General features: G+C 64.3%; 22 protein-coding genes. 9 read left to right on the plus strand and 13 right to left on the minus strand.

The window, feature by feature from the left end:
• Nucleotides 1-5 precede the first annotated feature (5 nt).
• A complete protein-coding gene (locus tag JQ553_RS27570) occupies nt 6-953 on the minus strand; it encodes an alpha/beta hydrolase (protein WP_212503185.1) in 948 nt (315 codons plus the stop codon).
• Nucleotides 954-1,173: 220 nt separating this feature from the next.
• Between JQ553_RS27570 and JQ553_RS27575 the strand changes: the two genes are divergently transcribed.
• Nucleotides 1,174-1,650, plus strand: coding sequence for an Hsp20 family protein (locus tag JQ553_RS27575; RefSeq protein ID WP_212503186.1), 477 nt, complete (start codon nt 1,174-1,176; stop codon nt 1,648-1,650).
• Nucleotides 1,651-1,745: 95 nt separating this feature from the next.
• On the opposite strand, the gene JQ553_RS27580 is transcribed toward JQ553_RS27575, so the two are convergent.
• Nucleotides 1,746-2,468, minus strand: coding sequence for a hypothetical protein (locus tag JQ553_RS27580; RefSeq protein WP_212503187.1), 723 nt, complete (start codon nt 2,466-2,468; stop codon nt 1,746-1,748).
• Between the two features lie 477 nt (nt 2,469-2,945).
• On the opposite strand from JQ553_RS27580, the gene gltB reads away from it, so the two are divergent.
• Both gltB and JQ553_RS27590 read left to right on the plus strand, forming a co-directional pair.
• Complete coding sequence (gltB, locus tag JQ553_RS27585) at nt 2,946-7,682, plus strand: glutamate synthase large subunit (protein WP_212503188.1); 4,737 nt, start codon at nt 2,946-2,948, stop codon at nt 7,680-7,682.
• A gap of 185 nt (nt 7,683-7,867) precedes the next feature.
• The gene (locus JQ553_RS27590) at nt 7,868-9,337 is read left to right on the plus strand and encodes a glutamate synthase subunit beta (RefSeq protein WP_212503189.1); all 1,470 of its coding nucleotides are present in this window, start codon (nt 7,868-7,870) and stop codon (nt 9,335-9,337) included.
• A gap of 824 nt (nt 9,338-10,161) precedes the next feature.
• On the opposite strand, the gene JQ553_RS27595 is transcribed toward JQ553_RS27590, so the two are convergent.
• Nucleotides 10,162-10,851 carry a glutathione S-transferase family protein gene (locus JQ553_RS27595; RefSeq protein ID WP_212503190.1) on the minus strand — a complete coding sequence of 230 codons (690 nt, stop codon included), beginning with the start codon at nt 10,849-10,851 and terminating at the stop codon, nt 10,162-10,164.
• A gap of 21 nt (nt 10,852-10,872) precedes the next feature.
• A complete protein-coding gene (locus tag JQ553_RS27600) occupies nt 10,873-11,121 on the minus strand; it encodes a DUF1127 domain-containing protein (protein ID WP_212503234.1) in 249 nt (82 codons plus the stop codon).
• A 119-nt stretch (nt 11,122-11,240) separates the two neighbouring features.
• Between JQ553_RS27600 and JQ553_RS27605 the strand changes: the two genes are divergently transcribed.
• Nucleotides 11,241-12,164: a transcriptional regulator GcvA gene (locus JQ553_RS27605; RefSeq protein ID WP_212503191.1), complete on the plus strand. Its 924-nt coding sequence runs from the start codon at nt 11,241-11,243 to the stop codon at nt 12,162-12,164.
• Nucleotides 12,165-12,467: 303 nt separating this feature from the next.
• Here JQ553_RS27605 and JQ553_RS27610 read toward each other — a convergent pair whose 3' ends face one another.
• Nucleotides 12,468-14,129, minus strand: a complete 1,662-nt coding sequence (locus tag JQ553_RS27610; RefSeq protein ID WP_212503192.1) for an outer membrane beta-barrel protein — start codon at nt 14,127-14,129, stop codon at nt 12,468-12,470.
• 305 nt (nt 14,130-14,434) lie between these two features.
• On the opposite strand from JQ553_RS27610, the gene JQ553_RS27615 reads away from it, so the two are divergent.
• Nucleotides 14,435-15,439, plus strand: a complete 1,005-nt coding sequence (locus tag JQ553_RS27615; protein WP_212503193.1) for an SIS domain-containing protein — start codon at nt 14,435-14,437, stop codon at nt 15,437-15,439.
• Nucleotides 15,440-15,526: 87 nt separating this feature from the next.
• Nucleotides 15,527-16,315 carry a class I SAM-dependent methyltransferase gene (locus JQ553_RS27620; protein ID WP_212503194.1) on the plus strand — a complete coding sequence of 263 codons (789 nt, stop codon included), beginning with the start codon at nt 15,527-15,529 and terminating at the stop codon, nt 16,313-16,315.
• 187 nt (nt 16,316-16,502) lie between these two features.
• On the opposite strand, the gene JQ553_RS27625 is transcribed toward JQ553_RS27620, so the two are convergent.
• Nucleotides 16,503-17,042, minus strand: a complete 540-nt coding sequence (locus tag JQ553_RS27625; protein WP_212503195.1) for a carboxymuconolactone decarboxylase family protein — start codon at nt 17,040-17,042, stop codon at nt 16,503-16,505.
• A gap of 77 nt (nt 17,043-17,119) precedes the next feature.
• Here JQ553_RS27625 and JQ553_RS27630 point away from each other — a divergent pair, with 77 nt between their 5' ends.
• Nucleotides 17,120-17,467, plus strand: coding sequence for a helix-turn-helix domain-containing protein (locus JQ553_RS27630; RefSeq protein ID WP_212503196.1), 348 nt, complete (start codon nt 17,120-17,122; stop codon nt 17,465-17,467).
• Here the strand turns inward: JQ553_RS27630 and JQ553_RS27635 are convergent.
• The 4 genes from JQ553_RS27635 to hemH form a co-directional block, all read right to left on the minus strand.
• Nucleotides 17,449-18,156 (minus strand): hypothetical protein, encoded by a 708-nt coding sequence (locus tag JQ553_RS27635; protein ID WP_212503197.1) that lies wholly within the window; start codon nt 18,154-18,156, stop codon nt 17,449-17,451. The genes JQ553_RS27630 and JQ553_RS27635 overlap by 19 nt on opposite strands.
• Before the next feature lie 52 nt (nt 18,157-18,208).
• Nucleotides 18,209-18,655 carry an NfeD family protein gene (locus JQ553_RS27640; protein WP_212503198.1) on the minus strand — a complete coding sequence of 149 codons (447 nt, stop codon included), beginning with the start codon at nt 18,653-18,655 and terminating at the stop codon, nt 18,209-18,211.
• A gap of 90 nt (nt 18,656-18,745) precedes the next feature.
• Nucleotides 18,746-19,747 carry an SPFH domain-containing protein gene (locus tag JQ553_RS27645; RefSeq protein ID WP_212503199.1) on the minus strand — a complete coding sequence of 334 codons (1,002 nt, stop codon included), beginning with the start codon at nt 19,745-19,747 and terminating at the stop codon, nt 18,746-18,748.
• Nucleotides 19,748-19,956: 209 nt separating this feature from the next.
• Nucleotides 19,957-20,994 carry a ferrochelatase gene (gene hemH, locus JQ553_RS27650; protein WP_212503200.1) on the minus strand — a complete coding sequence of 346 codons (1,038 nt, stop codon included), beginning with the start codon at nt 20,992-20,994 and terminating at the stop codon, nt 19,957-19,959.
• A gap of 84 nt (nt 20,995-21,078) precedes the next feature.
• On the opposite strand from hemH, the gene JQ553_RS27655 reads away from it, so the two are divergent.
• Nucleotides 21,079-21,477, plus strand: a complete 399-nt coding sequence (locus JQ553_RS27655; protein ID WP_212503201.1) for an MAPEG family protein — start codon at nt 21,079-21,081, stop codon at nt 21,475-21,477.
• Between the two features lie 36 nt (nt 21,478-21,513).
• Here JQ553_RS27655 and JQ553_RS27660 read toward each other — a convergent pair whose 3' ends face one another.
• From JQ553_RS27660 to JQ553_RS27670, 3 genes are read right to left on the minus strand one after another with little or no spacing between them, the layout of a single operon-like run.
• On the minus strand, nt 21,514-22,716 hold the full coding sequence (locus JQ553_RS27660) for a nickel/cobalt transporter (protein ID WP_212503202.1): 1,203 nt from the start codon (nt 22,714-22,716) through the stop codon (nt 21,514-21,516).
• Nucleotides 22,707-23,354, minus strand: a complete 648-nt coding sequence (locus tag JQ553_RS27665; protein ID WP_312015205.1) for a DUF1007 family protein — start codon at nt 23,352-23,354, stop codon at nt 22,707-22,709. The genes JQ553_RS27660 and JQ553_RS27665 overlap by 10 nt, the downstream gene beginning before the upstream one ends.
• 2 nt (nt 23,355-23,356) lie before the next feature.
• Nucleotides 23,357-25,432 carry a M3 family metallopeptidase gene (locus JQ553_RS27670; RefSeq protein WP_212503203.1) on the minus strand — a complete coding sequence of 692 codons (2,076 nt, stop codon included), beginning with the start codon at nt 25,430-25,432 and terminating at the stop codon, nt 23,357-23,359.
• Nucleotides 25,433-25,562: 130 nt separating this feature from the next.
• On the opposite strand from JQ553_RS27670, the gene JQ553_RS27675 reads away from it, so the two are divergent.
• Nucleotides 25,563-25,823 (plus strand): hypothetical protein, encoded by a 261-nt coding sequence (locus JQ553_RS27675; protein WP_409363095.1) that lies wholly within the window; start codon nt 25,563-25,565, stop codon nt 25,821-25,823.
• The last annotated feature ends 270 nt before the right edge of the window (nt 25,824-26,093 follow it).

Here is a 26,093-nt window from a genome sequence, read left to right on the forward strand (position 1 = left end):
TCGCTTCACTTGAACAGCGGCGTGCCCGGCACGAAAGCGTCAAAGGCGGCCCAGAATTGCGCACGGTAGCGGTCCTGCTCCTGCAGGATCTCATGCTTTGCGCCGGCAATCACGAGGTGCGAGCCGGCGCGCAAATGATAGGCGAACTCCTCGATCGCGGCCGTCGACACCACCTCGTCGTTGCTCGCGGCCAACATCAGGATCGGTTGGCGGATTTCGGACGGGTAGGACATGCCACGGAAGGTGCGCATCGCGGTGAAAGCCGTGTCGGCCCAGGCGACCGTCGGCGCGGCGATGCCGAGTGTCGGGTCTTCTTCCAGGATCGCGGCATTGCGGGCGTGGCGCACGGGATCGCTGGTCACAGGATTGTTGATAAAGGGAGACGTCCCAACCAGTTCATCGGTGCCACCGGGAATATAGCGGCCGCCCTGCCCGGCGAAACGCATGATCCGCAGCAGCGCAGTCGACGTAAAGGAAGTGCGGCGACGAGGGAGGTCGATCATCGGCGCCGCCAGCACCATGCGATCGAACCAGCGCTTGCCCGCATGCGCCAGGCGCAGCATCACCGCGCCACCCATCGAATGCGCCAACGCGAAGAAGGGTGGCGGACAGTCGGGCAACACCACCTGCCGCACGAAGGTTTCGACGTCGACCTCGTAGTCGGCGAAGTCGCGCACATAGCCCTTGCGGGGATCGCGCAGGCGTCGCGACGAGTGGCCCTGCCCGCGCCAATCGATCATCGCGACGGCAAAGCCACGGTCGCGCAGGTCGCGCACGGTCTCGAAGTATTTTTCGATCATCTCGCCGCGCCCGCTAAAAACGCAGACCGTGCCCTTGCGGCCCGGCGGCGGCGCCCAGCGTGCGAAGCGCAGTTCCGCCCCATCGGGAGTCTTGATGGTGCCGCTGACAACGTCCTCCGGAACCGGGTTGGCTGGAATGGAGACAAGCGTCATGCGCGGAACCGGCTGCCGGGGACGGAATGAAAATCAAGCGCGCCAGTGCCAAAAAGCGAAGCTGTTTCCGCCCCTTGAACGCGACGCAGGTCCTCCCATATCACCTCAGTGCAGGCCGCTACCAGTGTTTCGGAACCGAAACATTAGGCTGCACACAGCACTAAGCCCGGCCCGATGGCGGGCGGGTAATTGAAACAGTCGCTCATTGGAGGACTACCCTATGCGTAGCTACGATCTCACCCCGTTTTATCGTTCCACCGTCGGCTTCGACCGCCTGTTCAACCTGCTCGACCAGGTGACCTCGGACGGCACCCCCGGCTATCCCCCCTACAACATCGAGCGCACCGGCGAGAACGCCTACCGCATCAGCGTTGCGGTTTCCGGCTTTTCGCACGGCGAACTGTCGATCGTCGCGAAGGAAAACACGCTGACGATCAAGGGCGAGAAGGTTGCCAACGAGTCCAGCGGCGACAAGGCCGAGGTACTCTATCGCGGCATCGCCTCGCGCGCGTTCGAGCGCGTGTTCCAGCTTGCCGACTTCGTGCAGGTGAAGGCGGCCTCGCTTGAGAACGGCCTGCTGCATGTCGATCTCGTCCGCGAGATCCCCGAGGCCAAGAAACCCCGCAACATTCCGATCGGTGGCGCCGAGAAGGCCCCGCAGGTCGTTGACGGTTCGGCCCACAAGGTCGCCGCCTAAGTTGGGCAGCGTCAACTGGATGCGAAAACGCCCCGGGAGACCGGGGCGTTTTTTGTTCCCGTATTCAGCCGCCAACGGGTCGTAATGACCGGTGGCTACTCCAGTCCCTGCACCTTCGGCATCTCCTGGGTCGGCAGGACCGCAGGCGCCGCCGGTGCCGGCGGAGCGGTTTGGCTGACGGCCGGCGCTGCTGCCTGGGGAGCCGCCTGCGTCTCCGCGGGTTTCGCCCCGACCACGGCGGCCTGTTGTGCCGGTGCCGGCGCCGCCGCCTGCGCGGGCGCAGCGGCCGGCGTGGGCTTTGCGGCGAGCGGGCTCGGTTTCGGTACTGGCGTGCGGCTTGCGACATGCGGCACCGGCGCTGGCGGACGCGGCACGCGGGCTGCGAACGGCGGCAGCATCGGGCCGCGAGCGAAATAGTCGCGCATCCGGTAGGCAGGCTCGAAGCGGACGATTCGCCCGTTCCGGGCATCGATCACGAGCCGCCCGTCCCCGCCGCCGCGGTCCATGACTGCAATCGTGTAGACCAGCCCGCGCTGCCGCGGGATGCCTAGCGGCAGAAACCCGTTCTCGCGGAGCACAGTGTAGACCTCCGTCGGCGGCAGCAGGCTCGGCCCACGGGCGTTGCGGGGCGGCGACGCGATCTCCGGCCGCGGCGGCGATGGGACCTCCGGCGGTACGGCCGCGTAAGGCCCGTCCACGTCGGATGCCTTGGTGGAAGCCGGACTGTCGGTCTGCGGGGGCGCCGGTTCCTGCGCCTGCGCAGAGGCGGCCGCAAGCGCGAAGCCGGCCGCCGCAACCCATGCTGTGAACAACTTCATCGCCGATGACTCCTGTCGGCCCCATGCCTGGAGCGTTCCCGCTCTCTTGTCGGCTCACCCTGCGACAAAACTTCATTTTGAATTCCGGCACTCCTTGGGCCGGATCGCGGCACGTTTGCTTCAAATCAGGGGCAGCTGGTTCACATCAGGGGGAGTATGGCCGTCAGGCCGCGCGATCCAAGCATGTCGCCGGGGACTTTCACGCGCTTGTATGATAGAGAAAAATTTGGCAAGGTCGGAGTTAGGACAGCAAGACTGTCTCAATTTCGGGGCCATCCCGGCACGGGGATTGCAACGAAACTCGGCGCTCCGGGCTCCGAGAATGCTGCAGGCAGGTCCGTTCCTCAGGGACGTTGAACGCTCCTCGCCTGAATTAAGGAAATTGCGGCTCGCGGCGGACGAGCGGTGGCCCGGTGGGTGCCGCAACGCCCAAAGTGCGCCAATGACGGTGGGACCCTTACCAGGGGGAGAGGACACATGAGCGGGTCGGAATTCGAGCGCGAGACCATCGTGACAGAGACGCTGTCGGCGAGCGCGGACTCGAAAACCGGCGAACCCGCCCGTGAGCTGCACACCTGGCGGCCGAAAGCCGAGGGCCTCTACGATCCGACCCTGGAAAAGGATTCCTGCGGCGTCGGCTTCATCGCCAACATCAAGGGCAGAAAGTCGCATCAGATCATCTCCGATGCGCTGAACATCCTCTGCAACCTCGAGCATCGCGGCGCCGTCGGCGCCGATCCACGCGCCGGCGACGGCGCGGGCATCCTGGTGCAGATCCCGCACGCCTTCTTCGCGCGCAAGGGCGCCGAGCTCGGCTTCCAGCTGCCGAAGCCGGGCGAATACGCGATCGGCGCGCTGTTCATGCCGCGTGACGCGGCGTGGCGGAACGTGATCAAGAGCATCATCGCCGACGAAATCAGGAACGAGGGCTTCAAGCTGCTCGGCTGGCGCGATGTGCCGAGCGACAACTCCTCGCTCGGCGTCACCGTGAAGCCGACCGAGCCCTATCACATGCAGGTCTTCATCGGCCGCAACGGCGCCGCCAAGACCGAGGACGAATTCGAGCGCCGGCTCTACATCCTGCGCAAGTCGATCTCGCAGGCGATCTACCAGCGCCGCGACCGCGGCATGGCCGGCTATTACCCGTGTTCGTTCTCGTGCCGCACCGTGATCTACAAGGGCATGTTCCTCGCCGATCAGCTCGGCAAGTACTATCCCGACCTGCACGAGGCGGATTTCGAGAGCGCGCTGGCGCTCGTCCATCAGCGCTTCTCGACCAACACCTTCCCGACCTGGTCGCTGGCGCATCCCTACCGGATGATCGCCCATAACGGCGAGATCAACACGCTGCGCGGCAACGTCAACTGGATGGCGGCACGGCAGGCCTCGGTGCATTCGGAACGCTATGGCAAGGACATCAGCCGCCTGTGGCCGATCTCCTATGAAGGCCAGAGCGACACCGCCTGCTTCGACAACGCGCTCGAATTCCTGGTGCAGGGCGGCTACTCGCTGCCGCACGCAGTGATGATGATGATTCCGGAAGCGTGGGCCGGCAATCCGCTGATGGATGAACAGCGCCGCGCCTTCTACGAATACCACGCGGCGCTGATGGAGCCGTGGGATGGCCCTGCCGCGATCGCGTTCACCGATGGCCGCCAGATCGGCGCGACGCTCGATCGCAACGGCCTGCGTCCCGCGCGCTATCTCGTCACCAGGGACGACCGCATCGTGATGGCGTCCGAGATGGGCGTGCTGAAGATTCCGGAGGAGCAGATCGTCACCAAGTGGCGGCTGCAGCCGGGCAAGATGCTGCTCGTCGACCTCGAGCAGGGCCGCCTCATTCCCGACGACGAGATCAAGGCCGAGCTCGCCAAGAGCCATCCCTACAGCGACTGGCTGCATCGCACCCAGATCCAGCTCGAAGAGCTGCGCGATGCGCCGGCCAAGGGCGTCCGCTCCAACCTGCCGCTGCTCGACCGGCAGCAGGCCTTCGGCTACAGCCAGGAAGACATCAACATCCTGATGACGCCGATGGCGGCGACCGGCGAGGAAGCCGCGGGCTCGATGGGTAACGACACGCCGATCTCCGCGCTGTCGGACAAGCCGAAGCAGCTCTTTACCTACTTCAAGCAGAACTTCGCGCAGGTCACGAATCCGCCGATCGACCCGATCCGCGAGGAGCTCGTGATGAGCCTCGTCTCGATCATCGGGCCGCGGCCGAACCTGTTCGACCTGCAGGGGCTCGCTTCGACCAAGCGCCTCGAAGTGCGCCAGCCGATCCTCACCGATGCCGACCTCGAAAAGATCCGCTCGATCTCCGACGTCGCCGAGGCGCATTTCAAGTCGCGCACGCTCGACACCACCTTCCACGCGGGCTTCGGCGCGGCGGGCATGGAGCAGGTGCTCGACGAACTTTGCGCGCGCGCCGAAGGCGCGGTTCGCGAGGGCATCAATATCATCATCCTGTCCGACCGCATGACCGGCACGGACCGAATCCCGATTCCGTCCCTGCTCGCCTGCGCCGCCGTGCATCATCATCTGATCCGCACGGGCCTGCGCACCTCCGTCGGCCTCGTGATCGAATCCGGCGAGCCGCGCGAGGTGCACCATTTCGCCTGCCTCGCCGGCTACGGCGCGGAAGCGATCAATCCCTATCTCGCGTTCGAGACCATCCTCGCGATGAAGGACAGGCTGCCCGGCGCCCTCGACGACTACGAGATCGTCAAGCGCTACATCAAGTCGATCGGCAAGGGCCTGCTCAAGGTGATGTCCAAGATGGGCATCTCGACCTACCAGTCCTATTGTGGCGCGCAGATCTTCGACGCGGTCGGCCTGAAAGCGGATTTCGTCGCCAAGTATTTCGTCGGCACCCACACCCGCATCGAGGGCGTCGGCCTTGCCGAAATCGCCGAGGAGACCGTGCGGCGCCACACCGACGCGTTCGGTGACGCGCAGGTCTACAAGAGCGCGCTCGACGTCGGCGGCGAATATGCCTACCGCACCCGCGGCGAGGACCATGCCTGGACGGCGGAGTCGGTCTCGACGCTGCAGCATGCCGTGCGCGGCAATTCGCTCGAGCGCTACCGCGCGTTTGCAAGGATCCTCAACGAGCAGTCGGAGCGGCTGCTGACGCTGCGCGGCCTGTTCCGGATCAAGACCGCCGAGGACGACAAGCGCAAGCCGATCAAGCTCGACGACGTCGAACCGGCCAAGGAGATCGTCAAGCGCTTCGCCACCGGCGCGATGTCGTTCGGCTCGATCTCGCGGGAGGCGCACACCACCCTCGCAATCGCGATGAACCGGATCGGCGGCAAGTCGAACACCGGCGAAGGCGGCGAGGAAGCCGATCGCTTCAAGCCGATGCCGAACGGCGACAGCATGCGCTCGGCGATCAAGCAGGTCGCCTCGGGCCGCTTCGGCGTGACCACGGAATACCTCGTCAACTCCGACATGATGCAGATCAAGATGGCGCAGGGCGCCAAGCCCGGCGAAGGCGGCCAGTTGCCCGGCCACAAGGTCGACGCTGTTATCGCGAAGGTCCGGCATTCGACGCCGGGCGTCGGCCTGATCTCGCCGCCGCCGCACCACGACATCTACTCGATCGAAGACCTCGCGCAGCTCATCTACGACCTCAAGAACGTCAATCCGGACGGCCAGGTCTCGGTCAAGCTCGTCTCCGAGGTCGGCGTCGGCACGGTCGCCGCCGGCGTCGCCAAGGCGCGCGCCGACCATGTGACGATCGCGGGATTCGAGGGCGGCACCGGCGCGTCGCCGCTGACCTCGATCAAGCACGCCGGCTCGCCATGGGAGATCGGACTCGCCGAAACCCACCAGACGCTGGTGCGCGAGCGGCTGCGCAGCCGCATCGTGGTCCAGGTCGACGGCGGCTTCCGCACCGGGCGCGACGTCGTGATCGGCGCGCTGCTCGGCGCCGACGAGTTCGGCTTCGCCACCGCGCCGTTGATCGCGGCGGGCTGCATCATGATGCGCAAGTGTCACCTCAACACCTGCCCGGTGGGGGTCGCGACCCAGGATCCGGTGCTGCGCAAGCGCTTCACCGGCCAGCCCGAGCACGTCATCAACTACTTCTTCTTCGTCGCCGAGGAGGTGCGCCAGATCATGGCGCAGCTCGGCTTCAGGAAGTTCGACGACATGATCGGCCAGGTCCAGATGCTGGACCAGACCGCGCTGGTCTCGCACTGGAAAGCCAAGGGTCTCGACTTCTCGAAGCTGTTCGTGCGGCAGAAGGAAGAGAAGGGCCAGAAGATCTATCACTCGGAGCCGCAGAACCATCATCTGGAGGCCGTGCTCGACCGCCGCCTGATCGAGAAGGCGCGAGCCGCACTCGATCGCGGTGCGCCGGTTCGTATCGAGGAGGAGATCAACAACACCGATCGTTCCGCGGGCGCGATGCTGTCGGGCGCGGTGGCCAAGATCTACGGCCATGCCGGCCTGCCGCTCGACACCATCCATGTCGGCCTGAAGGGCACGGCGGGCCAGGCGTTTGGCGCATGGCTCGCCAGCGGCGTCACCTTCGAGCTCGAGGGTGAAGGCAACGACTATGTCGGCAAGGGTCTCTCGGGCGGCCGCATCATCGTCAAGCCGCCGAAGGTTTCCGGCATCGTGCCGGAGGAGTCGATCATCGTCGGCAACACCGTGATGTACGGCGCGATCGAGGGCGAGTGCTACTTCCGCGGCATCGCCGGCGAACGCTTTGCCGTGCGCAACTCCGGCGCGGTCGCGGTCGTCGAGGGCGCTGGCGACCATTGCTGCGAATACATGACCGGTGGCATCGTCGTCGTTCTGGGCAAGACCGGGCGCAACTTCGCGGCCGGCATGTCGGGCGGCATCGCCTATGTGCTGGACGAAGCCGGCGACTTCGCCAAGCTCTGCAATCTCTCGATGGTCGAGCTCGAACCGGTGCTGTCGGAAGAGATGATCAACGCCGGCACCTATCATCACTCCGGCGATCTCGAGGCGCATGGCCGCGTCGACGTGTTTCAGAACCTGCTCGACTCCGACGTCGAACGGTTGCATGTGCTGATCACGCGTCACGCCAAGCTGACCGGCTCGAGGAAGGCCGCCGAGATCCTCGCGAACTGGACGGCCTGGCTGCCGAAATTCCGGAAAGTGATGCCGGTGGAATACCGCCGCGCGTTGAAGGAGATGAAGGCAAACGCCGACGCCGAGCCGAAAATCGCGATCGGCGCATGAGGGTGAGGCAGGACCGTCATTGCGAGCGCAGCGAAGCAATCCGCAAATCCATCCGCGGACCGATGGATTGCTTCGTCACTCCAGCGCAAAATTGCTTTGCAATTTTGTCGCGAGCTCCTCGCAATGACACGGAGTTGGCGGAAAGAAACGAAGACGAACGCAGGATGCAGGGGCATCGGGTTTAAATGGGAAAGATTACGGGTTTTCTCGAGATCGACCGCAATGAGCGCAAGTACACCACGGTCGCCGAGCGGTTGAAGCACTTCCGCGAATTCGTCGTTCCCTTGAGCGAGAAGGACACGCGCGACCAGGCCGCGCGCTGCATGAATTGCGGCATTCCCTATTGCCACGGCACCGGCTCGGCGCAGCCCGGTACGCCCGGCTGCCCGGTCAACAACCAGATCCCCGACTTCAACGACCTCGTCTATCAGGGCAACTGGGAGGAGGCTGCGCGCAATCTGCACTCGACCAACAACTTCCCGGAGTTCACCGGGCGCATCTGCCCGGCGCCGTGCGAAGCCTCCTGCACGCTCAACATCGACGACAACCCGGTCACCATCAAGACCATCGAGTGCGCGATCGTCGATCGCGCCTGGGACAATGGCTGGCTGAAGCCGGAAATTGCGCCGCAGAAAACGGGCAAGAAAGTCGCCGTCATCGGCTCGGGCCCGGCCGGCATGGCTTGCGCCCAGCAGCTTGCGCGCGCCGGCCACGACGTGCATGTCTACGAGAAGTTCGCCAAGGCCGGCGGGCTGCTGCGCTACGGCATCCCCGACTTCAAGATGGAAAAGGGCATCATCGATCGCCGCGTGGCGCAGATGGAAGCCGAGGGCGTGACGTTCCACTACGGCAAGCCGGTCGGCGGCGCCGCGCAAGGAAACGGTCAAGCCGCGATCGATCCGCAGGAACTGGTCAAGCAATATGACGCCGTGGCGCTGACCGGCGGCGCCGAAGCCCCGCGCGACCTGCCGATCCCCGGCCGCGACCTCGCCGGCATCCACTTCGCGATGGATTTCCTGCCGCAGCAGAACCGCCGCGTCTCCGGCGAGTCGCTCGACGGCGCGGCCGACATCCTCGCAGGCGGCAAGCATGTCGTCGTGATCGGTGGCGGCGACACCGGCTCGGACTGCATCGGCACCTCGTTCCGGCAGGGCGCTGTGACGGTGACCCAGCTCGAGATCATGCCGTCCCCGCCCGAGCGCGAGAACAAGGGCGTGACCTGGCCGAACTGGCCGTTGAAGATGCGCACGTCCTCCAGCCAGGCCGAAGGCGCGGCGCGCGAATTCGCCGTGCTGACGACGAAGTTCGAAGGCGTCGATGGCCAGGTCAAGAAGCTGCATTGCGTCAAGGTCGACGACAAGTTCAAGCCGCTGCCCGGCACCGAGTTCGAGCTCAAGGCCGAGCTCGTGCTGCTCGCGATGGGCTTCGTCCATCCGGTGCACGAGGGCCTGTTGAAGACGCTCGGCGTCGATCTCGACCAGCGCGGCAATGTGCGCGCCAATCTGCAGGACTACCGGACCTCGCGCCCCAACATCTTCTCCGCCGGCGACATGCGCCGCGGACAGTCGCTGGTCGTGTGGGCGATCCGCGAAGGCCGGCTCTGCGCACGGTCGATCGACACGTTCCTGATGGGGAAGACGGACCTGCCGCGGTAAGATTCCAACTTGCTGAGCCAAGCGTCCCGAAGGACGCATGGCCACGGACGGGCCTTCGCGCTTCGAAAGGGTCGCGTCGTGCTCCGTCAGAGCGACACCGGCGAATTTGCGCATGCGTACTCTGCGCGTCATGCGAGGAGCTCGCGACAAAATTGCAAAGCAATTTTGCGATGAAGCGACGACTTGTCCGCCGTAGCCTTGGCGAAGGCGGACAAGTCGCTTCGCTCGCAATGACGCGGTGGGATTTCGGACTCAACTGTCAAACAGCGATGAGGATACGAGTCCGCATTCTCGCGACGTGAATCGTCCGAGTTTTGCGTCTCGCTTCGCCCCCTCGCTCAGCGAGGGCGCAGGGAAAGCCGGGCGCCGATTGCACCCATGGGCCCGGTGCAACAAAAAGCACCGGGGTAGGACCACAGGTGTAACCGGAAACAACCCGGCTTTCCCTGCGCGATGGTTTTCGGCTTACTTCGCGCTCTCCTCGGCGAGACCAGGCTTGGTTGTCACCGTCATCCCTGAGAAGCGTTAGCTTCTTTAGGACTTAACGCCTGCCACTGGGGCGTCAGGACCACACGACTTCACCGTCCGCCTTGCACGTGTTCGTCTTTCACGCGCTCGGCGTCCACCGCATCTCACACCACGTTCGTGACGATCGCGAGCCGCCCCTCATTCGGGTGAGACGGGCGGGATTGAACAACTGATTTGCCCGACAACGAAAGCGAAATATTTTTACGCGAAGGGCTGGACAGGTTCTCGCGTGATTTGCCCGTCGGGTTGAGTTGTCGCAGACGACGCATTTGCCCTCGCGGCAAGGTTGCTCGCGATCAGTACTTCGGTCGATGCGAGGTTGCCCATTCGCGGGCGTGCGCAATCGGAACGCGCGGCACGGCTGCGCGCACCGTTTTTGTTGCCGGCAGATTGTCCATGCGTTCCCGCCAGCGGCAGAACGCCGGGAATTTCGGATACATTGCCTGTCCCTCGGCGGTCAGGCTGAAGGCAAATGTGCTCGGCAGCAGATAGAAATCCGCGATCGAGAGTTCGTCGCCAAGCAGAAAATTCTTGCCGTGCGCAAGCTGGCGCTCGGCAACCGCAAGCCCTGTCTCGACCTTGGGCAGCGCATGCGCGACGACTTTCTCGTCGGAGGCGATGCCGAGTTCGGGAAAAACCAGCCGTTCATGCGTCACGTGATAGATCATGTAGGGGTAGTAGTAGGAATTGACCGCGCTGATCCACTGATTCATGCGCGCCCGCGCCTTGGCGTCATCAGGCGTCAGGCGCGCGCCTCCAAACGTCTCGTCGACATAAGCGGCAATCGCGCTGGTCTCATAGACGGTGAGATCGCCATGCTGGAGAATCGGGACGCGGTTGAACGGATGCAGCGCCAGATGTTCGGGTCTGCCCATGACGGACTCGAGGTCGTGAAAAATGTATGTCACGTCCTTGTGCGTCAGGATCAGCCTGATGATGTTGACGAAAGTGCTGCGCGGAAATCCATGGACGATCGGATCGGACATAGGTTTCTCCCCTTTGATTTGTCAACGCCAGAACGATCTTGCGGCCTCGCGTAGCGCTTCTTCGCGCGTTAGCCCAAGGTCGCTGAGTAGATGCGGGTCATCGGCGATCTCGCGCAGCGCAATGCGCTGAAGCGGCCGGTCGAGCCAGCTCCACCATCCGGGCCATCGAAGGACCGCTGACATTCCGGAGTTGATTTTATGAAGTGGGGTGGCCGGATCGGCGGCCTGTGCTGGCGAGATCGGCAATATGTCGGTCAACAGGATGGGCATGAACGTGCTCCAAATAGCTTGAAATTCGTTGCCGGAGTTGTTCAATAACGGTGCGGGATGTTTGCCCGCAAAGCATCGTTTCTCGTACCTGCCCTAGTTTTTCTCATAAAGTCGGTACGATGCGCCCGCGCCTGCCGCCGCTCAATGCCCTGAAAGCCTTCGAAGCCGCTGCGCGGCACGAGAGCTTTACGCGCGCGGCGGAAGAACTTTGCGTGACGCAGGGCGCGGTGAGTCATCAGGTGAAAGCGCTGGAAGCGGAGCTCGCGATAAAACTTTTCAACCGCGAGCGCCAGCGCCTGATCATCACCGAGGCCGGGCGCGATTATCTCGCCATCGTGCGCGACGCGCTCGACCGCATCGCCATCGGTACCGAGCGGCTGTTGCAGCGCCAGAATGCCGGCGTGCTGACCGTCTCGACCTCGCCGGACTTTGCCGCCAAGTGGCTGGTGCATCGGCTCGGCCATTTTGCCGAGGCGCATCCCGGTATCGACCTGCGCATCTCCGCCACGCTTCACCATGTGGACTTTGCGCGCGAGGAGGTCGACCTCGCGGTGCGCCATGGCGATGGCAATTGGCCGGGGCTCGACACGGTGCGGCTGAGCTCGGAGCGGCTGTTTGCCGTGTGCAGCCCAAAGCTATTGTCCGGCAAGCGGCGCATCGCCAGACCCGCCGACGTCCTGAAATTTCCGCTGATCCACATGGACAGCCGCGCCGACTGGAAGAACTGGCTGCAGGAGGCAGGTCTCGACGATGCCGCCGCCACCCACGGGCCGGTGCTCAATCGCGCCAGCATGGTGATCGACGCCGCCATCAACGGTCAGGGCATTGCGATCGCGCGCACCACGCTCGCGGCATGGGATCTCATCAAGGGTCATCTGGTGCGGCCCTTCGCGCAATCGCTGCCGCTGGCCAAGACCTACTGGATCATCTGCCCCAAGGCGACCGCGAGCCTGCCGAAGATCGTGACCTTTCGAGACTGGCTATTGTCGGAAGCAGCAGGCGACCTGCGTCAGCTTCAGAGGAAGAGCCGGGCCACCGGTTAGTGCGGGTGCCGCCTATTGTTTTCCGGCTTCGTTGCGAGCGTTCCAACGACCGCCCCCAAGTGTGCTTTCACATCGCCGGAAGGCTCAAGATTGGAAGCGTCACCTTCCTGCTGGACAGTATTACAGATGTCCCGCGTCGTATCTCACACCAATTGCAGCGCTATCCTTGCTTCTCAAAGTTCGTCAGCATGACTACGCTTGCTAGTCGTTCGCGATCGGTCAGTCCCATGTGCTCCGTGGCGACGATATAGAGATAGCCTGCCGCGGGGCACGACACCTTGTGTAGCGCGAGCTGAGCGCCAGCTAGTTCTGCACCCGCACGCCCAGCATCACCACCGTCGAACTCGAGTTCGATCCCGGCGAGCTCGAGTCGAGCCAGCTCCTGACCACCGTGCCCTTGAGCCAGAAGTTGCGCGTCATCTTGTAGAGGAGATCGGCGGACAACCCGTAGATCAGATCGGTGCGGTTGTCGCCCTGGTAGTCCAGCGTGCCGTAGGTGAAGCGGCCGATTCCGGTCAGCCAGCGGCGAAAGTCGTGGTCGACCTCGAATGTGTAGGTGCGCGACAGCACGCCCGAGGTGCCGGGCAGCGTGGTCTCGCCGAGCTGGGTGTCGGAATAAAACCTCGCCGTGGTCAGCGGCGTCGCATTCCAGGTCAGCGAGGCCGTCGTGAGCAGGCCGTTCAGCTGGCTCAGCCGCGGGTCCACGTAGTTGCGCGCGGCGTAGCCGATCGAGACTTCGCCGAACAGGATCCGGGTGAATTCGAACGACGTGCCAGCCTTGGCGTAGCCGCCCGATGAATCGCGCGCATAGCCGCTGCGGTCGAGCCGCAGATCATGCACGCGGCTGTCGCCCTCCACCTCCACGAACGGCTTCACCGCCGGCGTCAGCTCGTAGCTGATGCGGCCGACGCCGCCATACTGGTTGAAATTGCGGTCGTCGTTGGAATCCATGGTGCCGTCGGTGAGCTTCGACCACTGGTAGGCGACGCGATCGACGGTAGCGCCGGCAGAGACCTGCAGGCGGTTGAAGCTCTGGTCGATGCCGAGGGTGCCGCCCACATCGGCATAGAGCGGATATCTGGCGAGGCCGGCCTGCACGTTCGGGCTGGTGGGATAGTCGGTTGAGACGAGCAAACGCGCCTGCGCGCCGATGCGCGTGTCGCGCGTGACGTCGATGCGGCCATCGACATGACCGATGACGTTCGGACGGTCGACGTCGATCGGCGCCGACAGCGGCGTGCCGTCGGCGTTCGGCGTCAGGTTGCTTGTATAGCCAAGGAAGGAGCCGCGCAGATCCGCAACCAGCGCGTGGCGCTCCCAGTCGGAGACCGCCAGGAATTCCGGCGCGATCAGGTAGGCCGGCGATCCCTGCGGTGTGTTGAGGCGGCCAGGATTGGTGTCGTAGCCGGCGCTTACTTCCACCGCCGACTTGACCAGGAAGGAGCCGGCGTAATCGCCGACCGCGCCGAACGGATCGTCATCGATCCTGAGCCGCCTGCGCGCCGGCTGGCCGGGAATGGTGCCGGCCATCGCGGGCGGGATCGGCGATTTGTTGGCGCTCTCCGACGGCGGGATCGAGAGGCGAAGCGCGCCGGCCGCGTTGCGCTGCGGAGGCACGGGGGGCAGCGTGCCGGGACCCGGCGCGGGCTTCGGCTTCGCCTGCGCGGGATAATATTTCGGCTTCTGGCGCTTGCGATTGAGCGAGTCGTAGCCGGAGGTCGAGGCGCCGCTCGCGGCCGGCAGGCCGTAGCTCGGGACCTGCCCCGGGGGCTGCGGCGCGCGACTGTCGCGGTCCGGATCGCGCAGGCGGTTGTCGTTGAGCGGATCGGCGGCCTCGGCCGCGGTCCGGCGCAACGGTGAATCCGGATTGACGATCTGGCTCTGGCGGGTCGGACTGAACAGGTCGGGCGTCACCGTCTGGGCGTGGACCACACCCGCGGCCGCGGTCAGCGCAAGGCATGGCAAGACGACGCGAACGAGGCGCGCGCGCCCGTCTCGGCCCCTTGCTGGACCTGGCTTCACAGTGAAAAAACCCCAACCAATTCAATCGTTTGCGCGGCGCGCTGCGTACGGCTGCGGAAACGTCGTTAATGGAGTTAAAACAATTATGGTTAATGAGCCGTTGAGGGCCGCCGCGCCGTGTCGCCCCGCGGCAACGGCCGTGCTAGCTCTTGATAGAGCATGATCTTTTCGGAAAACCGCTGCGCACTTTTCCGGATCATGCTCTAAGGGGAAATCTCCGGGCGCAGCGCCCTCTCCTGGAATCCACGATGGCAAGACCGAAAGCGCCGATGGCCAATTCATCCGGCACCGATCACTCCGTTCAGTCGGCGCTCCGCACGCTCGATGCGGAAGCCAGCGGCGTCGCTGCGATATCAGCGGCACTCCAATCCGATCTCGGCGTTCCCTTTGCCGCGGCGGCCGAGCTGGTCCGCAACGCCAAGGGACGCCTGATCGTCACCGGGCTCGGCAAGTCAGGGCACATCGGCCGCAAGATCGCCGCGACCTTTGCATCGACGGGCACGCCTGCCTTCTTCGTGCACGCCGCCGAGGCCAGCCATGGCGACCTCGGCATGATCACCGCCGACGACGTGATCCTCGCGCTGTCATGGTCCGGCGAGCAGCCGGAGATGAAGAACCTGATCAGCTACGCCGCGCGCTTCAGCATCCCCCTGATCGCGATGACCGCGGACAAGGACTCGACGCTCAGCAAGGCCGCCGACGTGCAGTTGACGCTGCCGAAGGCGCGCGAGGCCTGCCCGCACAACCTCGCGCCGACCACGTCCTCGCTGATGATGCTCGCGCTCGGCGATGCGCTGGCGATCGCGCTGCTCGAAGGCCGCGGCTTCACCTCGACCGATTTCAGCGTGCTGCATCCGGGCGGCAAGCTCGGCGCGTTGCTGAAATACACCCGCGACCTCATGCATGGCGGCGACGCGGTGCCGCTGAAGCCGCAGGGCACCAAGATGTCGGAGGCGCTGGTCGAGATGACCTCGAAGGGCTTCGGCTGCGTTGGCATACTCGATGGGCACGGCCACCTCATCGGCATCGTGACCGACGGCGACCTCCGCCGTCACATGCGCCCCGACCTGATGACCGCCGACGTCGACGACATCATGACCAGGAATCCCAAGACCGTCAGCCGCGACACGCTGGCCGGCGAGGCGCTGGAGCTGCTCAACGCAGCCAAGATCACCGCGCTGATCGTGACCGATGCGAAGAAGCCGGTCGGCATCATCCATCTGCATGACCTGTTACGGGCGGGCGTGGCGTAAGCTAGGACGCATACGAGACACTCCCCATCCCATCCTTTGTGTGCAAAATGGCGTGAGCCTAGGATCGTCATTGGGACGGATATCGAAATGGCAGAACAGCAAATTCGCTTCGACGACGGTGCCGGCTACGAGCAGATGATGGGAATTTGGAGCCGGTTCGCTGGCGAGATATTCCTTGATTGGCTGGCGCTACCCTCGGGTTTGCGGTGGATCGACGTCGGGTGCGGCAACGGGGCCTTCACCGAACTATTGGTCGAGCGATGTCGCCCCGTGGAGGTCCAAGGCATTGATCCATCCGAAGGGCAGCTTGCCTTTGCACGTACACGACCTGCGTCGCGCCTGGCAAAGTTTCACCAAGGCGATGCCATGGCCCTTCCTTTCGCCGACAGCAGCTTCGATGCGGCTGTGATGGCATTGGTTCTTGTGTTCGTTCCGGATCCCGCCAAGGGGGTCAGCGAAATGGTTCGAGTGGTTGTCCCCGGCGGTGCAGTCGTGACCTACATGTGGGACATGTTGGGTGGCGGCTTTCCGCTTGATCCAATCTACTACGAGATACAGGCAATGGGCATTGTGCCAACCCGCCCACCACGGATGGATGCGTCTCGAATGGAAGCGTTACGGGACCTGTGGATCGGGGCAGGCCTTGAGGATGTGCAAACGCGAGAGATTACAGTGCACCGGACGTTTGCAAATTTCGACGATTTCTGGATGACAAGCCTGAAATCTCCTGCGCTTCGGCCTACAGTTGCAGCGATGAAAGCCGGAGACGTTGAGACGCTCATCTCACGGGTACGTGCGCGCCTGCCGGAGGATGCCGATGGTCGCATCACCTGTGGTGCGCGCGCGCATGCAGTTAGGGGGCGCCGGCCCAAGTAGCTTGAAGTAGCTTGAAGTCCGCTCAGCGTCAAAAACGCCGTTTTCTCGGCGACCGTCCCGCACATCTCGAAGCGGCCAAGTCCAGACGAGCGGATAGCCGCCGACACTGCGCAGAATCTGCCGTGCCATTTCGGAGGCGATGGCATCGCCGAGGACCTTCCAACCGGCCGTTTGTGAGCATGCGTGACTAGCTTGGAAACCGTGCCGCGTTCGCTTCCAGCGGCAACGCCAGCGCGTTGGCGAGATACGACACCGTGCGATAGAAGCCGCACAGCAGGATGATCTCCAGGATTTTGTCGTCGTCGTGATGCGCCGACAGCGCCGCGAATTCGCCATCGCTCAAGGTTGCGCGCGCATGCAGCGCGTCGACCGCCGCGATCACCGCCTGCTCGGCCATCGACCAGCAGGCGGCGCCGGCCGCGCCGCGCACCGTGGCATTGATTTGCTCACCAGTCAGCCGCGCGGCCTCGGCAAATGCCGTGACATGCGCGCCCCATTCATATTCGCATCCGTTGAGCGCGCAGGTGCGGTCGATCACGATCTCGCGCTCCCTGAGCGACAGCGGGCCGCGATCGAGCAGGCTGCCGCCGCGAAACTTCTCCCAGGCGCGCGGATGTGCAGCGATGACGCGGAACAGCAGGAGCGGCGGCGCGCCGCGCATGATGCGATCGAATTGCTGCTGAATGTCGACCGCGTAAGGCGGCTCGAGCGGCGCGATGCGTGACATGGCCCGATGTCCTCGCTACATTTACTGTAGCAACACGCTACAATATCCGTAGCGCAACGCAAGGGAGATTTGCCCGAATGGCGACGCAAGCACGGGGGTCGAAACAACGGTCGGTGCGCGGCTCACGGACCGGCCGGCCGATCATGGTGCTGTTGGACCTGCTCGGCCGGCGCTGGACCCTGAGGATCATCTGGGAATTGCGCGAGGCGACGCTGACTTCGCGCGCGCTGCGCACCGCCTGCGACGAGGCCTCGCCGGCGATCGTGCAGACACGGCTGACCGAACTGCGCGAAGCCGGGTTTGTCGAGCTGACCGGCGATGGCTATCGCCTCACTGCATTCGGCCGGGAGCTGTTCCAGACCTTCGCGCCGCTCCATCGCTTTGCGGAGCGTTGGGGCAAAGCGAGCTACCACCGGGTGTCGTAGTACTCCAACATCGTTTGAGACTTGATCTGCTCGCACTGCCACACTCCCGCAGGCCGCGATGGATCGCCGGGAACGCCTTCAATCGAGAGCGTTCGACCGCTCCTGTCCCAAACCATTTCGCGCTTCTGCTGCTCCTCGGATAGACGACTATCCGATAGGCGGAATCGAACGCGATCGCCCTCGACCTTGTCGATCTTTCCATCATAAGACGGCCCGTGCTGTCGCTGAAGGAGGACCTTTGCTGAAGCGGTATCGAACGTGTAGCGCGACTCAGCCGGAGGCGTATCGCAGCGAATGGAGGCAGGGTTCAGGATTTCCGTCGCCTCCCGGAAGCTGAGGATGCTCCTTGCCTCTACGGCCCGACACGGATGGCTAAGCCATGGTCTGAAGGGGTCATCTGAAATCCCGGGCCAGACCACTCGCTTCGCAGCAGAATCCCAGATGAAATGAAGACGGCCCGGGTGAACTCTCAGCGCGACCTCGAGACCGTGATCGCCGACCTCGACGATTTCTCCCGAGTACAGATTGGCCGGCGAAGCGCTCTCGAACACCACTCGCTTCGAATCGGGATCGAAAGTCGAATAGTAGACCTTCGGCGGATTACCGGCCTCGCATTGGATGGAAAACGGTTCGGAAGTAGCGGTGCCGACCGTTATGAACAGGATAAAGAGTGCAAGCCAGGGTTTCATTCCCTGACGTTAGCGCCCAAATCTGATGAGTTGGTTACAGCTTCCAGTCAAACTAAGCCGCAGCCACCGTCAGGCTCGCGCCGTCGGCGCTGATGATCTTCACCCGGCTGCCGGCCGGTGCATCAGGGCCGGCGACGCGCCAGATCGTGTCGTCGATCCGCACGGTGCCTGATCCGTCCACGATCGGTTTCTCCAGCGTGAATTCGCGGCCGATCAAGGCCTGGGTGCGACGATTGAGGAACGGGTTGCTCTTGCTGGCCTCCCTTGCGCTCCGGGCGAAATGCCGCCAGACCGGCACGGCGGCGGCAGCGAAAACCGCGAACATCAGGAGCTGCGCCTGCCAGGACGGATTGATCGCAAACGACAGCAACCCGACCAGCAGCGCCGCGAGCCCGAGCCAGAACAGAAATACGCCGGGCGCAGCGACCTCCAGCGCCATCAGCACAAAGCCGAAGATCAGCCAGTTCCAGGTACCTAATGTTGTAAACATCTCGGCCATGATGCGACCTCTACAAATGCCCCCACAGCGGTGATGCACCCCTGCTCCGCATGCCCCCTTCTCCGCTTACCAGAGAGCCGCGAAACCACCCTATCGCTGCTGCGTCGGCGCCGGAGGCGGCGTCGGGCCCGACGGCGGCACGGAGCCGCGCCGCGCGGCCGCGGCCGCGGACACCGCGCTCTCGCCGAACGTCGCACGGGCGATCTCGCCGATGCCGGCAAGCGAGCCGAGCACGCTCGACGTCTCGATCGGCAGCATCAGCACCTTCTGGTTCGGCGACTCCGCAAGCTGTCCGAACGCCTTGATGTATTTGTCGGCGATGAAATAGTTCAGCGCGGCGACATCGCCCTTGGCGATCGCATCGGAAACCATCTGCGTCGCCCTGGCCTCGGCTTCGGCGAGACGCTCGCGCGCCTCCGCGTCGCGGAAGGCGGCTTCGCGGCGGCCTTCGGCCTGCAGGATCTGGCCCTGCTTGGCGCCCTCCGCGCGCAGGATCTCCGACTGCCGCTGCCCTTCCGCTTGCAAAATGTCGGCGCGCTTGACTCGCTCGGCCTTCATCTGCCGGCCCATCGCCTCGACGAGGTCTGCGGGCGGCACGATGTCCTTGATCTCTATGCGGTTGACCTTCAGGCCCCAGGGCGAGACCGCGGCATCGACAACGCGCAGCAGCCGTTCGTTGATCTCGTCACGATGCGACAGCACCTGATCGAGGTCCATCGAGCCCATCACCGAACGGATGTTGGTCATGGTCAACACGATGATCGCCTGCTCGAGGTTGGCGACCTCATAGCTCGCCTTTGCCGCATCGAACACCTGGAAGAACGCAACGCCGTCCACTGTCACGGTGGCGTTGTCCTTGGTGATCACTTCCTGTTCGGGAATGTTGATCACCTGCTCCATCATGTTGATCTTGCGCCCGACGCGATCGAAATAGGGCACGATCAGGTTGAGCCCCGGCGCCAGCGTGCGGGTGTATTTGCCGAATCGCTCGATGGTCCAGTCATAGCCTTGTGGAACGGTCTTGATCCCGGCGAACAGCGTGACAATGACGAGAAGTACCAGCGCGATCGCGAAAATATCGAAACCAGTCATGAAGTCCTCCAAAGCCGGCAAAACCGTTGCCGGGCACGGCCGTGCATTGGTCTGCACCACCGTTACGCCGGTTCAGCCCGGCTGTCGTTATGACTATTACGTAGGGAGGCTTTTGCCGGCCGCCAGATGCTTGAAAGGTGAATGGACGCTGTCCGGGCGTGCTTCACGGAACGTTAACAACCGGATCCAGCCTTCTCAAATCCAGGCTTTCAAATCCAGCCTTGCAGCTCCCGCAGGACGAGGCGGCGGATCACATCCATGCCGCCGACGCTGTCGTTGAGGCAGGGGATCGCCGCGAACTGCTCGCCACCGGCGTGCTTGAAAATCTCGGCATTTTCCTGCGCGATCTCTTCCAGCGTCTCCAGGCAATCGGCCGCGAAGCCCGGCGTGACCACCGCGATGCGCCGCACACCATCCTTCGCCAACCTTTCAACCGTCTTGTCGGTGTAGGGCTGCAGCCACTCGTCGTTGCCGAAGCGGGACTGGAAGGTCAGGATCAGCTTCGATGCGTCAAGGCCAAGCCGCTTGCGCAATGCGTCCGTCGTCGCCATGCAGTGCGCCAAATAGGGATCACCCTTCTCGACGTATGCCTTCGGCATGCCGTGAAACGACGCGACGACGATCTCGGGGCGGAACGGTAGCGCGGCAAGATGCATATTGATCGAGGCTGCCAGCGCCTCGATGTAGTCGGGATTGTCGTAATAGGGCGGCGTCACCCGCAGGACCGGCTGCGCGCGCATGCCGGCCAGCACGCGAAACACCTCGTCGCAGACGGTTGCCGACGTCGCGGCCGAATATTGCGGATAGAGAGGCACAACGAGCAGGCGGCTGCAGCCTTGCGCCGCGAGCGCCGCGATGCGCGACTGTATCGAAGGATTGCCATAGCGCATCGCCCAGTCGACCACGACGTGATCGTGATCGGCGATATCGGCGGCGAGCTTTTCGGCCTGCGAGCGCGTGATCGTCTTGAGCGGGGACTCGTTCCGCGCCGCGTTCCAGATCTTCTGGTAGTCGCGCGCCTTGGCACGCGGGCGGACGCGCAGGATGATGCCGTTGAGGATCAGCTTCCACAGCAGGCCCTGATCCTCGATCACGCGCGGATCGGACAGGAACTCCCTCAAATAAACCCGCACACCCGCGGCGTCGGCGGTATCGGGCGTGCCGAGATTGACCAGCAGAACGCCGACGCGCTCAGGCGCCGCTTCCGCGGCCGGCTTTGCGTTCTCGAAGGGCATGACCGTGCTCATGACGGCGTTGGGCTTCGCGCGTCGCCCGATCCTTGTCAAGCCGAGTGCCGGTTCGCTACCTTCCGTCCCAACATGAGAGGAACCATGACGGTCGCCGAATTGTGCGTCTTCGGGACGCTGATGCTCTCGCTCCTGACGATCGCATCGGTCAAATGGATTGGCTTCCGCCGGTTCGACAATTCCCGGCCACGCGACCCCGTCTTCTACGACGATCCGATCCGCTCACGCGCCCTCGGCGCCCACCAGAACGGCATCGAGGCCTTCCCGTTCTTCGCCGTCGCCGTGCTGCTCGCCGAATTCCGCCTCGGCCCGCTGCGGCTGATCGATGAACTCGCCGTGCTGTTCCTGATCGTGCGCATCGCCTACGTCTTCACCTATGTCGGCAACCGTCCGACACTGCGCTCGATCCTCTGGAGCATCGGTTTTGCGATCAATATCGCGATCTTCTTCCTGCCGGCGATCAAGGGGTATTTGCCGGCGTGATCCGTCATCCTGAGAGCCATATCTGGGATCGAGAGCTCAGAAGCACGTGACCCGCTCGGCCGCGACATAGCCGAACAATAGCCCAAGCCCGAACAGCAGCACGAGCCCGGCGGCGGCGAATTCCAGGCCGCGCATGATCAGCACACCGCCGCCGTCGCGCGCCGCGCTCAGGCGTTCGGCCATCCCGCGCGCCGACACCGCGACGATGGCGATCGCCGCGACGGTAATGGCGGTGCCGAGCCCCATCACGAAGGTCGCGGCAATTCCGGCCCAGAACAGACCCTGCGCCAGCGCGAACACCAGGACCAGGATCGCACCTGAGCAGGGCCGGATGCCGACCGCGACAATCGCGCTCAGGCCGCGTTGCCAGCCGCCTGGGCCGGCGAGCTCGGCAGGCGTCGGCCCGTGCGAATGGCCGCAATGCTCGTCGTGGACGTGGAGGGGGTCGTGGCCGTGCGCGTGGTCATGGTGATGACCGTGGTCATGGTGATGACCGGGGTCATGGTGATGACCGGGGTCATGGTGATGACCGGGATCACGGTGGTGACCGGGATCACGGTGGTGACCGGGGTCATGATGTTCATGCGCGTGATGGTGGTGGTCCTGGACGCCGTGGCCATGATCGTGGTGGTGATGTGCCCCCGCCACTGCCAGCGCCGGCCGTGGCGCCTGCAGCGCGCGAACAAAACCGCCGCCCTTGACCCAGACCAGGCGCACGCCGAACGCGGCAATCAGCCCGTAGCTCGCGATCTCGATCGCCTTCTCGGCCCCGCACATGGTCTTGGCGGTCGCATTGAGCAGCCAGGCGAAGATCCCGACGACCACGACCGCGACCAGCGACTGGAGCAGCGCCGATGCAAACGACAGCACGATGCCGCGGCGCGCGGTCTCACGGTTGGCGACCAGATAGGACGAGATCACCGCCTTGCCGTGGCCGGGGCCGGCGGCGTGGAAAATCCCGTATGCAAAGGAAATCGCAAGCAGCGTCCACACCGCCGAGCCGTCGGATTTGGCGGCACGGATCGTCGCCGACATCTCTCGATAGAATTCCGACTGTTTTGCCAACAGCCATCCGACAACGCCGCCGGCCTGCGGCTCGGCCGCCGCGCGCGGCGCCCCGAACGGGCTCTGCGCCAACAGGGCATGGGTCGCCGCATCGAACGCAACCGCCGCCGTCAGCACGGCGATGGCGGCGGCAACGCCATGCAGCAGGCGGGATGACGTTACCGTCATGGGCATTCCACCACGATCTTGTTGGCGAACATGGCGCCGAATCCGCCGCCGTCGCCATTCATGAAGTTCTGCTCGCCGAGCTTCTGCGCGCTGGCGGTGCCGTCGTTCGGCCGCATGAACTGCATCTTGCAGTCGGCCGGCGCGCCGACCAGCTTGACCGGATCCTTGTCGGCATATTTGAAGTCGATGAAGAAGGAGGGATCGAACACCTCGAGGGAGAGCTGCTTCGCCTTGAACGGCGCCTTCATCGGCAGGGTGAAATGCAGCGTCAGCGCCGTATCCTTGTATTCGAGGTAGTAGTCGACCGGCTCCAGGAATTTCTGCTTCTTGCCGTCGGCCTTGGCGAAGGAGAAGTAGGCGAACTCCTTGAGCGACTCGACATTGGTCTGCGCAAGCGGCCCGAGCTCCTCGCGGCTGTAGGCCCCCTTGGTCTTGGCCTCGATGCCCTGCAGCGCATAGGTCGAGAACATGTCGTCGAAGGTCCAGGCATGGCGAACGCCGGTGACGGTGCCGTCGGGCGCGTAGATCAGCTCGCTCCTGGCGGTGATCCAGACATGGGGATGGGCGTCCGCTGCGCCCGCGCCGAGCGCGACGGCATCGGCAAGGCACAAGATCCCGATCAGCTTGCGCAGCGCGCGCCTCACCTTCAGGCCGCCTCTGGCGCCGTGAGCAGGCCGCGGCGGCGCAACAGCGCATCCGGCTCCGGCTCGCGGCCGCGGAAGGCGACATAGGCCTCCTCCGGATCGCGCGAGCCGCCCGATGAGTAGATGTCGTCATGCAGCCGCCTGGCGGTCGCGGGGTCGAAGATGTCGCCGGCTTCCTCGAAGGCGCCGAAGGCGTCGGCGTCCATCACCTCGGACCACATGTAGCTGTAATAGCCCGAGGCATAGTGGTCGCCTGAGAAGATGTGCCCGAACTGGGTTGGCCGGTGCCGCAGGGAGATTTCCGCCGGCATCCCGATCTTCTCCAATTCCTTCTGTTCGAACGCCCGGACGTCGCGGCTGGCTGACGCCGGCTGGGTGTGGAATTCGAGGTCGACCAGCGCCGAGGAGACGAATTCGACCGTCGCAAAGCTCTGGTTGAACTTGCGCGCGGCGAGGAAGCGCTTGAGCAGATCGTCCGGCAGCGGCTCGCCGCTCCGGTAGTGCCGGGCGAAGCGCTGCAGCACTTGCGGCTGCTCCTGCCAGTGTTCGTAGAGCTGCGAGGGCAGTTCGACGAAGTCGGTGAAGACGGAGGTCCCCGCCAGCGACGGATAGGTCACATCGGACAGCATGCCGTGCAGGCCGTGGCCGAACTCGTGGAACAGGGTTCGCGCGTCGTCGGGCGACAGCAGCGATGGCGCGCCATCGGCCCCCTTGGCGAAGTTGCAGACATTGATGACGAGCGGCGCTACGGCGCCGTCGAGCTTTTGCTGGTCGCGCAGCGAAGTCATCCAGGCGCCGGAGCGCTTGGAGGGCCTGGCGAAGTAGTCGCCGTAGAACAGCGCCTTGTGCTTGCCGTCACGGTCCCTGACCTCCCAGACCCGCACGTCCGGGTGCCAGACCGGGATATCCTTGCGCTCCTCGAAGGTGATGCCGAACAGGCGGGTGGCACAGTCGAAGGCAGCCTCGATCATGTGGTCGAGCACCAGATAGGGCTTGATCGCGGCGTCGTCGAAATTGGCTTTGGCCTGCCGCAGCTTTTCGGCGTAGTAGCGCCAGTCCCAGGGCGCCAGCGCGAAGTTGCCACCCTCCTCGGCGATCAGCGCCTGCAGCGCGTCGCGGTCGGCCAGAGCCCGCTCCCGTGCCGGCTTCCAGACCCGCTCCAAAAGACCACGCACCGCCTCGGGCGTCTTGGCCATGGAGTCTTCCAGACGGTAGGCGGCGTAGGTCGGGTAGCCCAGGATCCTGGCGCTCTCCTCGCGGAGCTGAAGGATCTCCACGATGGCCGCGTTGTTGTCGTTGGCATTGCCATTGTCGCCGCGTGCGGTGAAGGCCTTGTAGACCTTCTCGCGCAGCTCGCGGCGGTCCGAGCTCTGCAGGAACGGCTCGACCGAGGAGCGCGACAGCGTCACGATCGCCTTGCCGGCCATGCCGCGCTCTTCCGCCGCAGCCTTCGCCGCCGCCACATATGTGTCGGAGAGACCGGCGCGGTCATCCTCGCCAAGCTCCATGAACCACTCCTGCTCGTCGCCGAGCAGATGGTGGCTGAACGAGGTGCCGAGATTGGCGAGACGCTCGTTGATCTCGGCCATACGGGCTTTGGCGGCATCGTCGAGCCCCGCACCGGCGCGGTGGAAGCGGGTGTAGGTACGCTCCAGCAGCCGCTTCTGCTCGCCGGTCAGGCCAACCGAGGAGCGCTTCTCGTGCAGCATGGCGATGCGGCCAAACAGCACCGCGTTCATCATGATCGGATTCCAGTGCCGCGCCATCCTGAGCGACACCTCCTTGTCGATCTCGAGGATCGCCGGGTTCGAATGCGCCGAAACCAGGTCGTAGAACACGGCGGCGACCTTGGACAGCAGCTTGCCGGAGCGCTCCAGCGCGGTGATGGTGTTTGCGAAGTCGGGCAACGTCGGGTCATGGGTGATGGCGGCGATTTCGGCCGAATGATCGGCAAAGGCCTGCTCGAAGGCCGGGAGGAAATGCTCCGGCTTGATCTCGGCGAAGGGTGGCGTCTCGAACGGCGTCTGCCATGCCTTCAGGAGTGGGTTTGCCTGAACCTGTGCGCTGGTTTCCGACATCAGATGTCCCGTTTTTCGCCTCAAAATGAAACCCCAATCTATATCACGCGATGCGGCATTTTTGGGCCTTTTGCGCTTGATAGATGGACCCTTTTCGGAGAGATTGCGCCCCCTGAACAGGACCTGTCCCATGAGCATGCAGCCTTCCGCCTCAAGCAAGAGCGAGATCGTCTGGCCGAGCGTCATCACCGTGATCAGCGCGGCGATCCTGATCGGCGCGGAAGTGTTCGGCGCGGCGTTTGCCGGCGGCTGGGCGCTGGCAATTCTGTTCGGGCTCAACGACACCGGCGCCCACATCCTGCAGGCCGTGCTGTTCGGCGTCGGCGTGCTGATCATGATCGCCTTCATCCGCGCGGCGCAGCGCGTCGAGCCGTTCACGCGCCGCGCCTGACGCGCGATTCAAGAAAGCGCTGCGGCACAGGGCTCAAACGCACACGCTTCGTTAGTCAATCTTAACGGCCGTTCATCGCCAGCGTCGCCTGGCGCACGACGCGAGCGACATCGCAAGCTCGCGTTAGGGAAATTTGTCGCGATTGCAAAAAAAATCTTGCGCAGCAGAGTCAAAAGACTTATTTCCTCGCTTGCCCAATTTCGCACGTGCCTGTGGTCGTGTGTCAGTCGGTAGGTATCCGGACAAGAGGCCGGACAGCCGCCAAGGGAT

Origin of the sequence: Bradyrhizobium lablabi (assembly GCF_018131005.1) — a bacterium.
In the GTDB taxonomy this organism is placed as follows: domain Bacteria; phylum Pseudomonadota; class Alphaproteobacteria; order Rhizobiales; family Xanthobacteraceae; genus Bradyrhizobium; species Bradyrhizobium lablabi_D.

Bases quoted from the DNA above. Each gene is read 5' to 3' on its own strand.
- JQ553_RS27630 (WP_212503196.1), top strand. From the start codon at position 17,120: ATGGCGACGCAAGCACGGGGGTCGAAACAACGGTCGGTGCGCGGCTCA.
- JQ553_RS27625 (WP_212503195.1), bottom strand. From the start codon at position 17,042: ATGTCACGCATCGCGCCGCTCGAGCCGCCTTACGCGGTCGACATTCAG.
- JQ553_RS27590 (WP_212503189.1), top strand. From the start codon at position 7,868: ATGGGAAAGATTACGGGTTTTCTCGAGATCGACCGCAATGAGCGCAAG.
- JQ553_RS27645 (WP_212503199.1), bottom strand. From the start codon at position 19,747: ATGACTGGTTTCGATATTTTCGCGATCGCGCTGGTACTTCTCGTCATT.
- JQ553_RS27660 (WP_212503202.1), bottom strand. From the start codon at position 22,716: ATGCCCATGACGGTAACGTCATCCCGCCTGCTGCATGGCGTTGCCGCC.
- JQ553_RS27655 (WP_212503201.1), top strand. From the start codon at position 21,079: ATGACGGTCGCCGAATTGTGCGTCTTCGGGACGCTGATGCTCTCGCTC.
- JQ553_RS27620 (WP_212503194.1), top strand. From the start codon at position 15,527: ATGGCAGAACAGCAAATTCGCTTCGACGACGGTGCCGGCTACGAGCAG.
- hemH (WP_212503200.1), bottom strand. From the start codon at position 20,994: ATGAGCACGGTCATGCCCTTCGAGAACGCAAAGCCGGCCGCGGAAGCG.
- JQ553_RS27600 (WP_212503234.1), bottom strand. From the start codon at position 11,121: ATGCCCATCCTGTTGACCGACATATTGCCGATCTCGCCAGCACAGGCC.
- JQ553_RS27675 (WP_409363095.1), top strand. From the start codon at position 25,563: ATGAGCATGCAGCCTTCCGCCTCAAGCAAGAGCGAGATCGTCTGGCCG.
- JQ553_RS27640 (WP_212503198.1), bottom strand. From the start codon at position 18,655: ATGGCCGAGATGTTTACAACATTAGGTACCTGGAACTGGCTGATCTTC.
- JQ553_RS27570 (WP_212503185.1), bottom strand. From the start codon at position 953: ATGACGCTTGTCTCCATTCCAGCCAACCCGGTTCCGGAGGACGTTGTC.
- gltB (WP_212503188.1), top strand. From the start codon at position 2,946: ATGAGCGGGTCGGAATTCGAGCGCGAGACCATCGTGACAGAGACGCTG.
- JQ553_RS27635 (WP_212503197.1), bottom strand. From the start codon at position 18,156: ATGAAACCCTGGCTTGCACTCTTTATCCTGTTCATAACGGTCGGCACC.
- JQ553_RS27575 (WP_212503186.1), top strand. From the start codon at position 1,174: ATGCGTAGCTACGATCTCACCCCGTTTTATCGTTCCACCGTCGGCTTC.
- JQ553_RS27670 (WP_212503203.1), bottom strand. From the start codon at position 25,432: ATGTCGGAAACCAGCGCACAGGTTCAGGCAAACCCACTCCTGAAGGCA.
- JQ553_RS27605 (WP_212503191.1), top strand. From the start codon at position 11,241: ATGCGCCCGCGCCTGCCGCCGCTCAATGCCCTGAAAGCCTTCGAAGCC.
- JQ553_RS27580 (WP_212503187.1), bottom strand. From the start codon at position 2,468: ATGAAGTTGTTCACAGCATGGGTTGCGGCGGCCGGCTTCGCGCTTGCG.
- JQ553_RS27615 (WP_212503193.1), top strand. From the start codon at position 14,435: ATGGCAAGACCGAAAGCGCCGATGGCCAATTCATCCGGCACCGATCAC.
- JQ553_RS27595 (WP_212503190.1), bottom strand. From the start codon at position 10,851: ATGTCCGATCCGATCGTCCATGGATTTCCGCGCAGCACTTTCGTCAAC.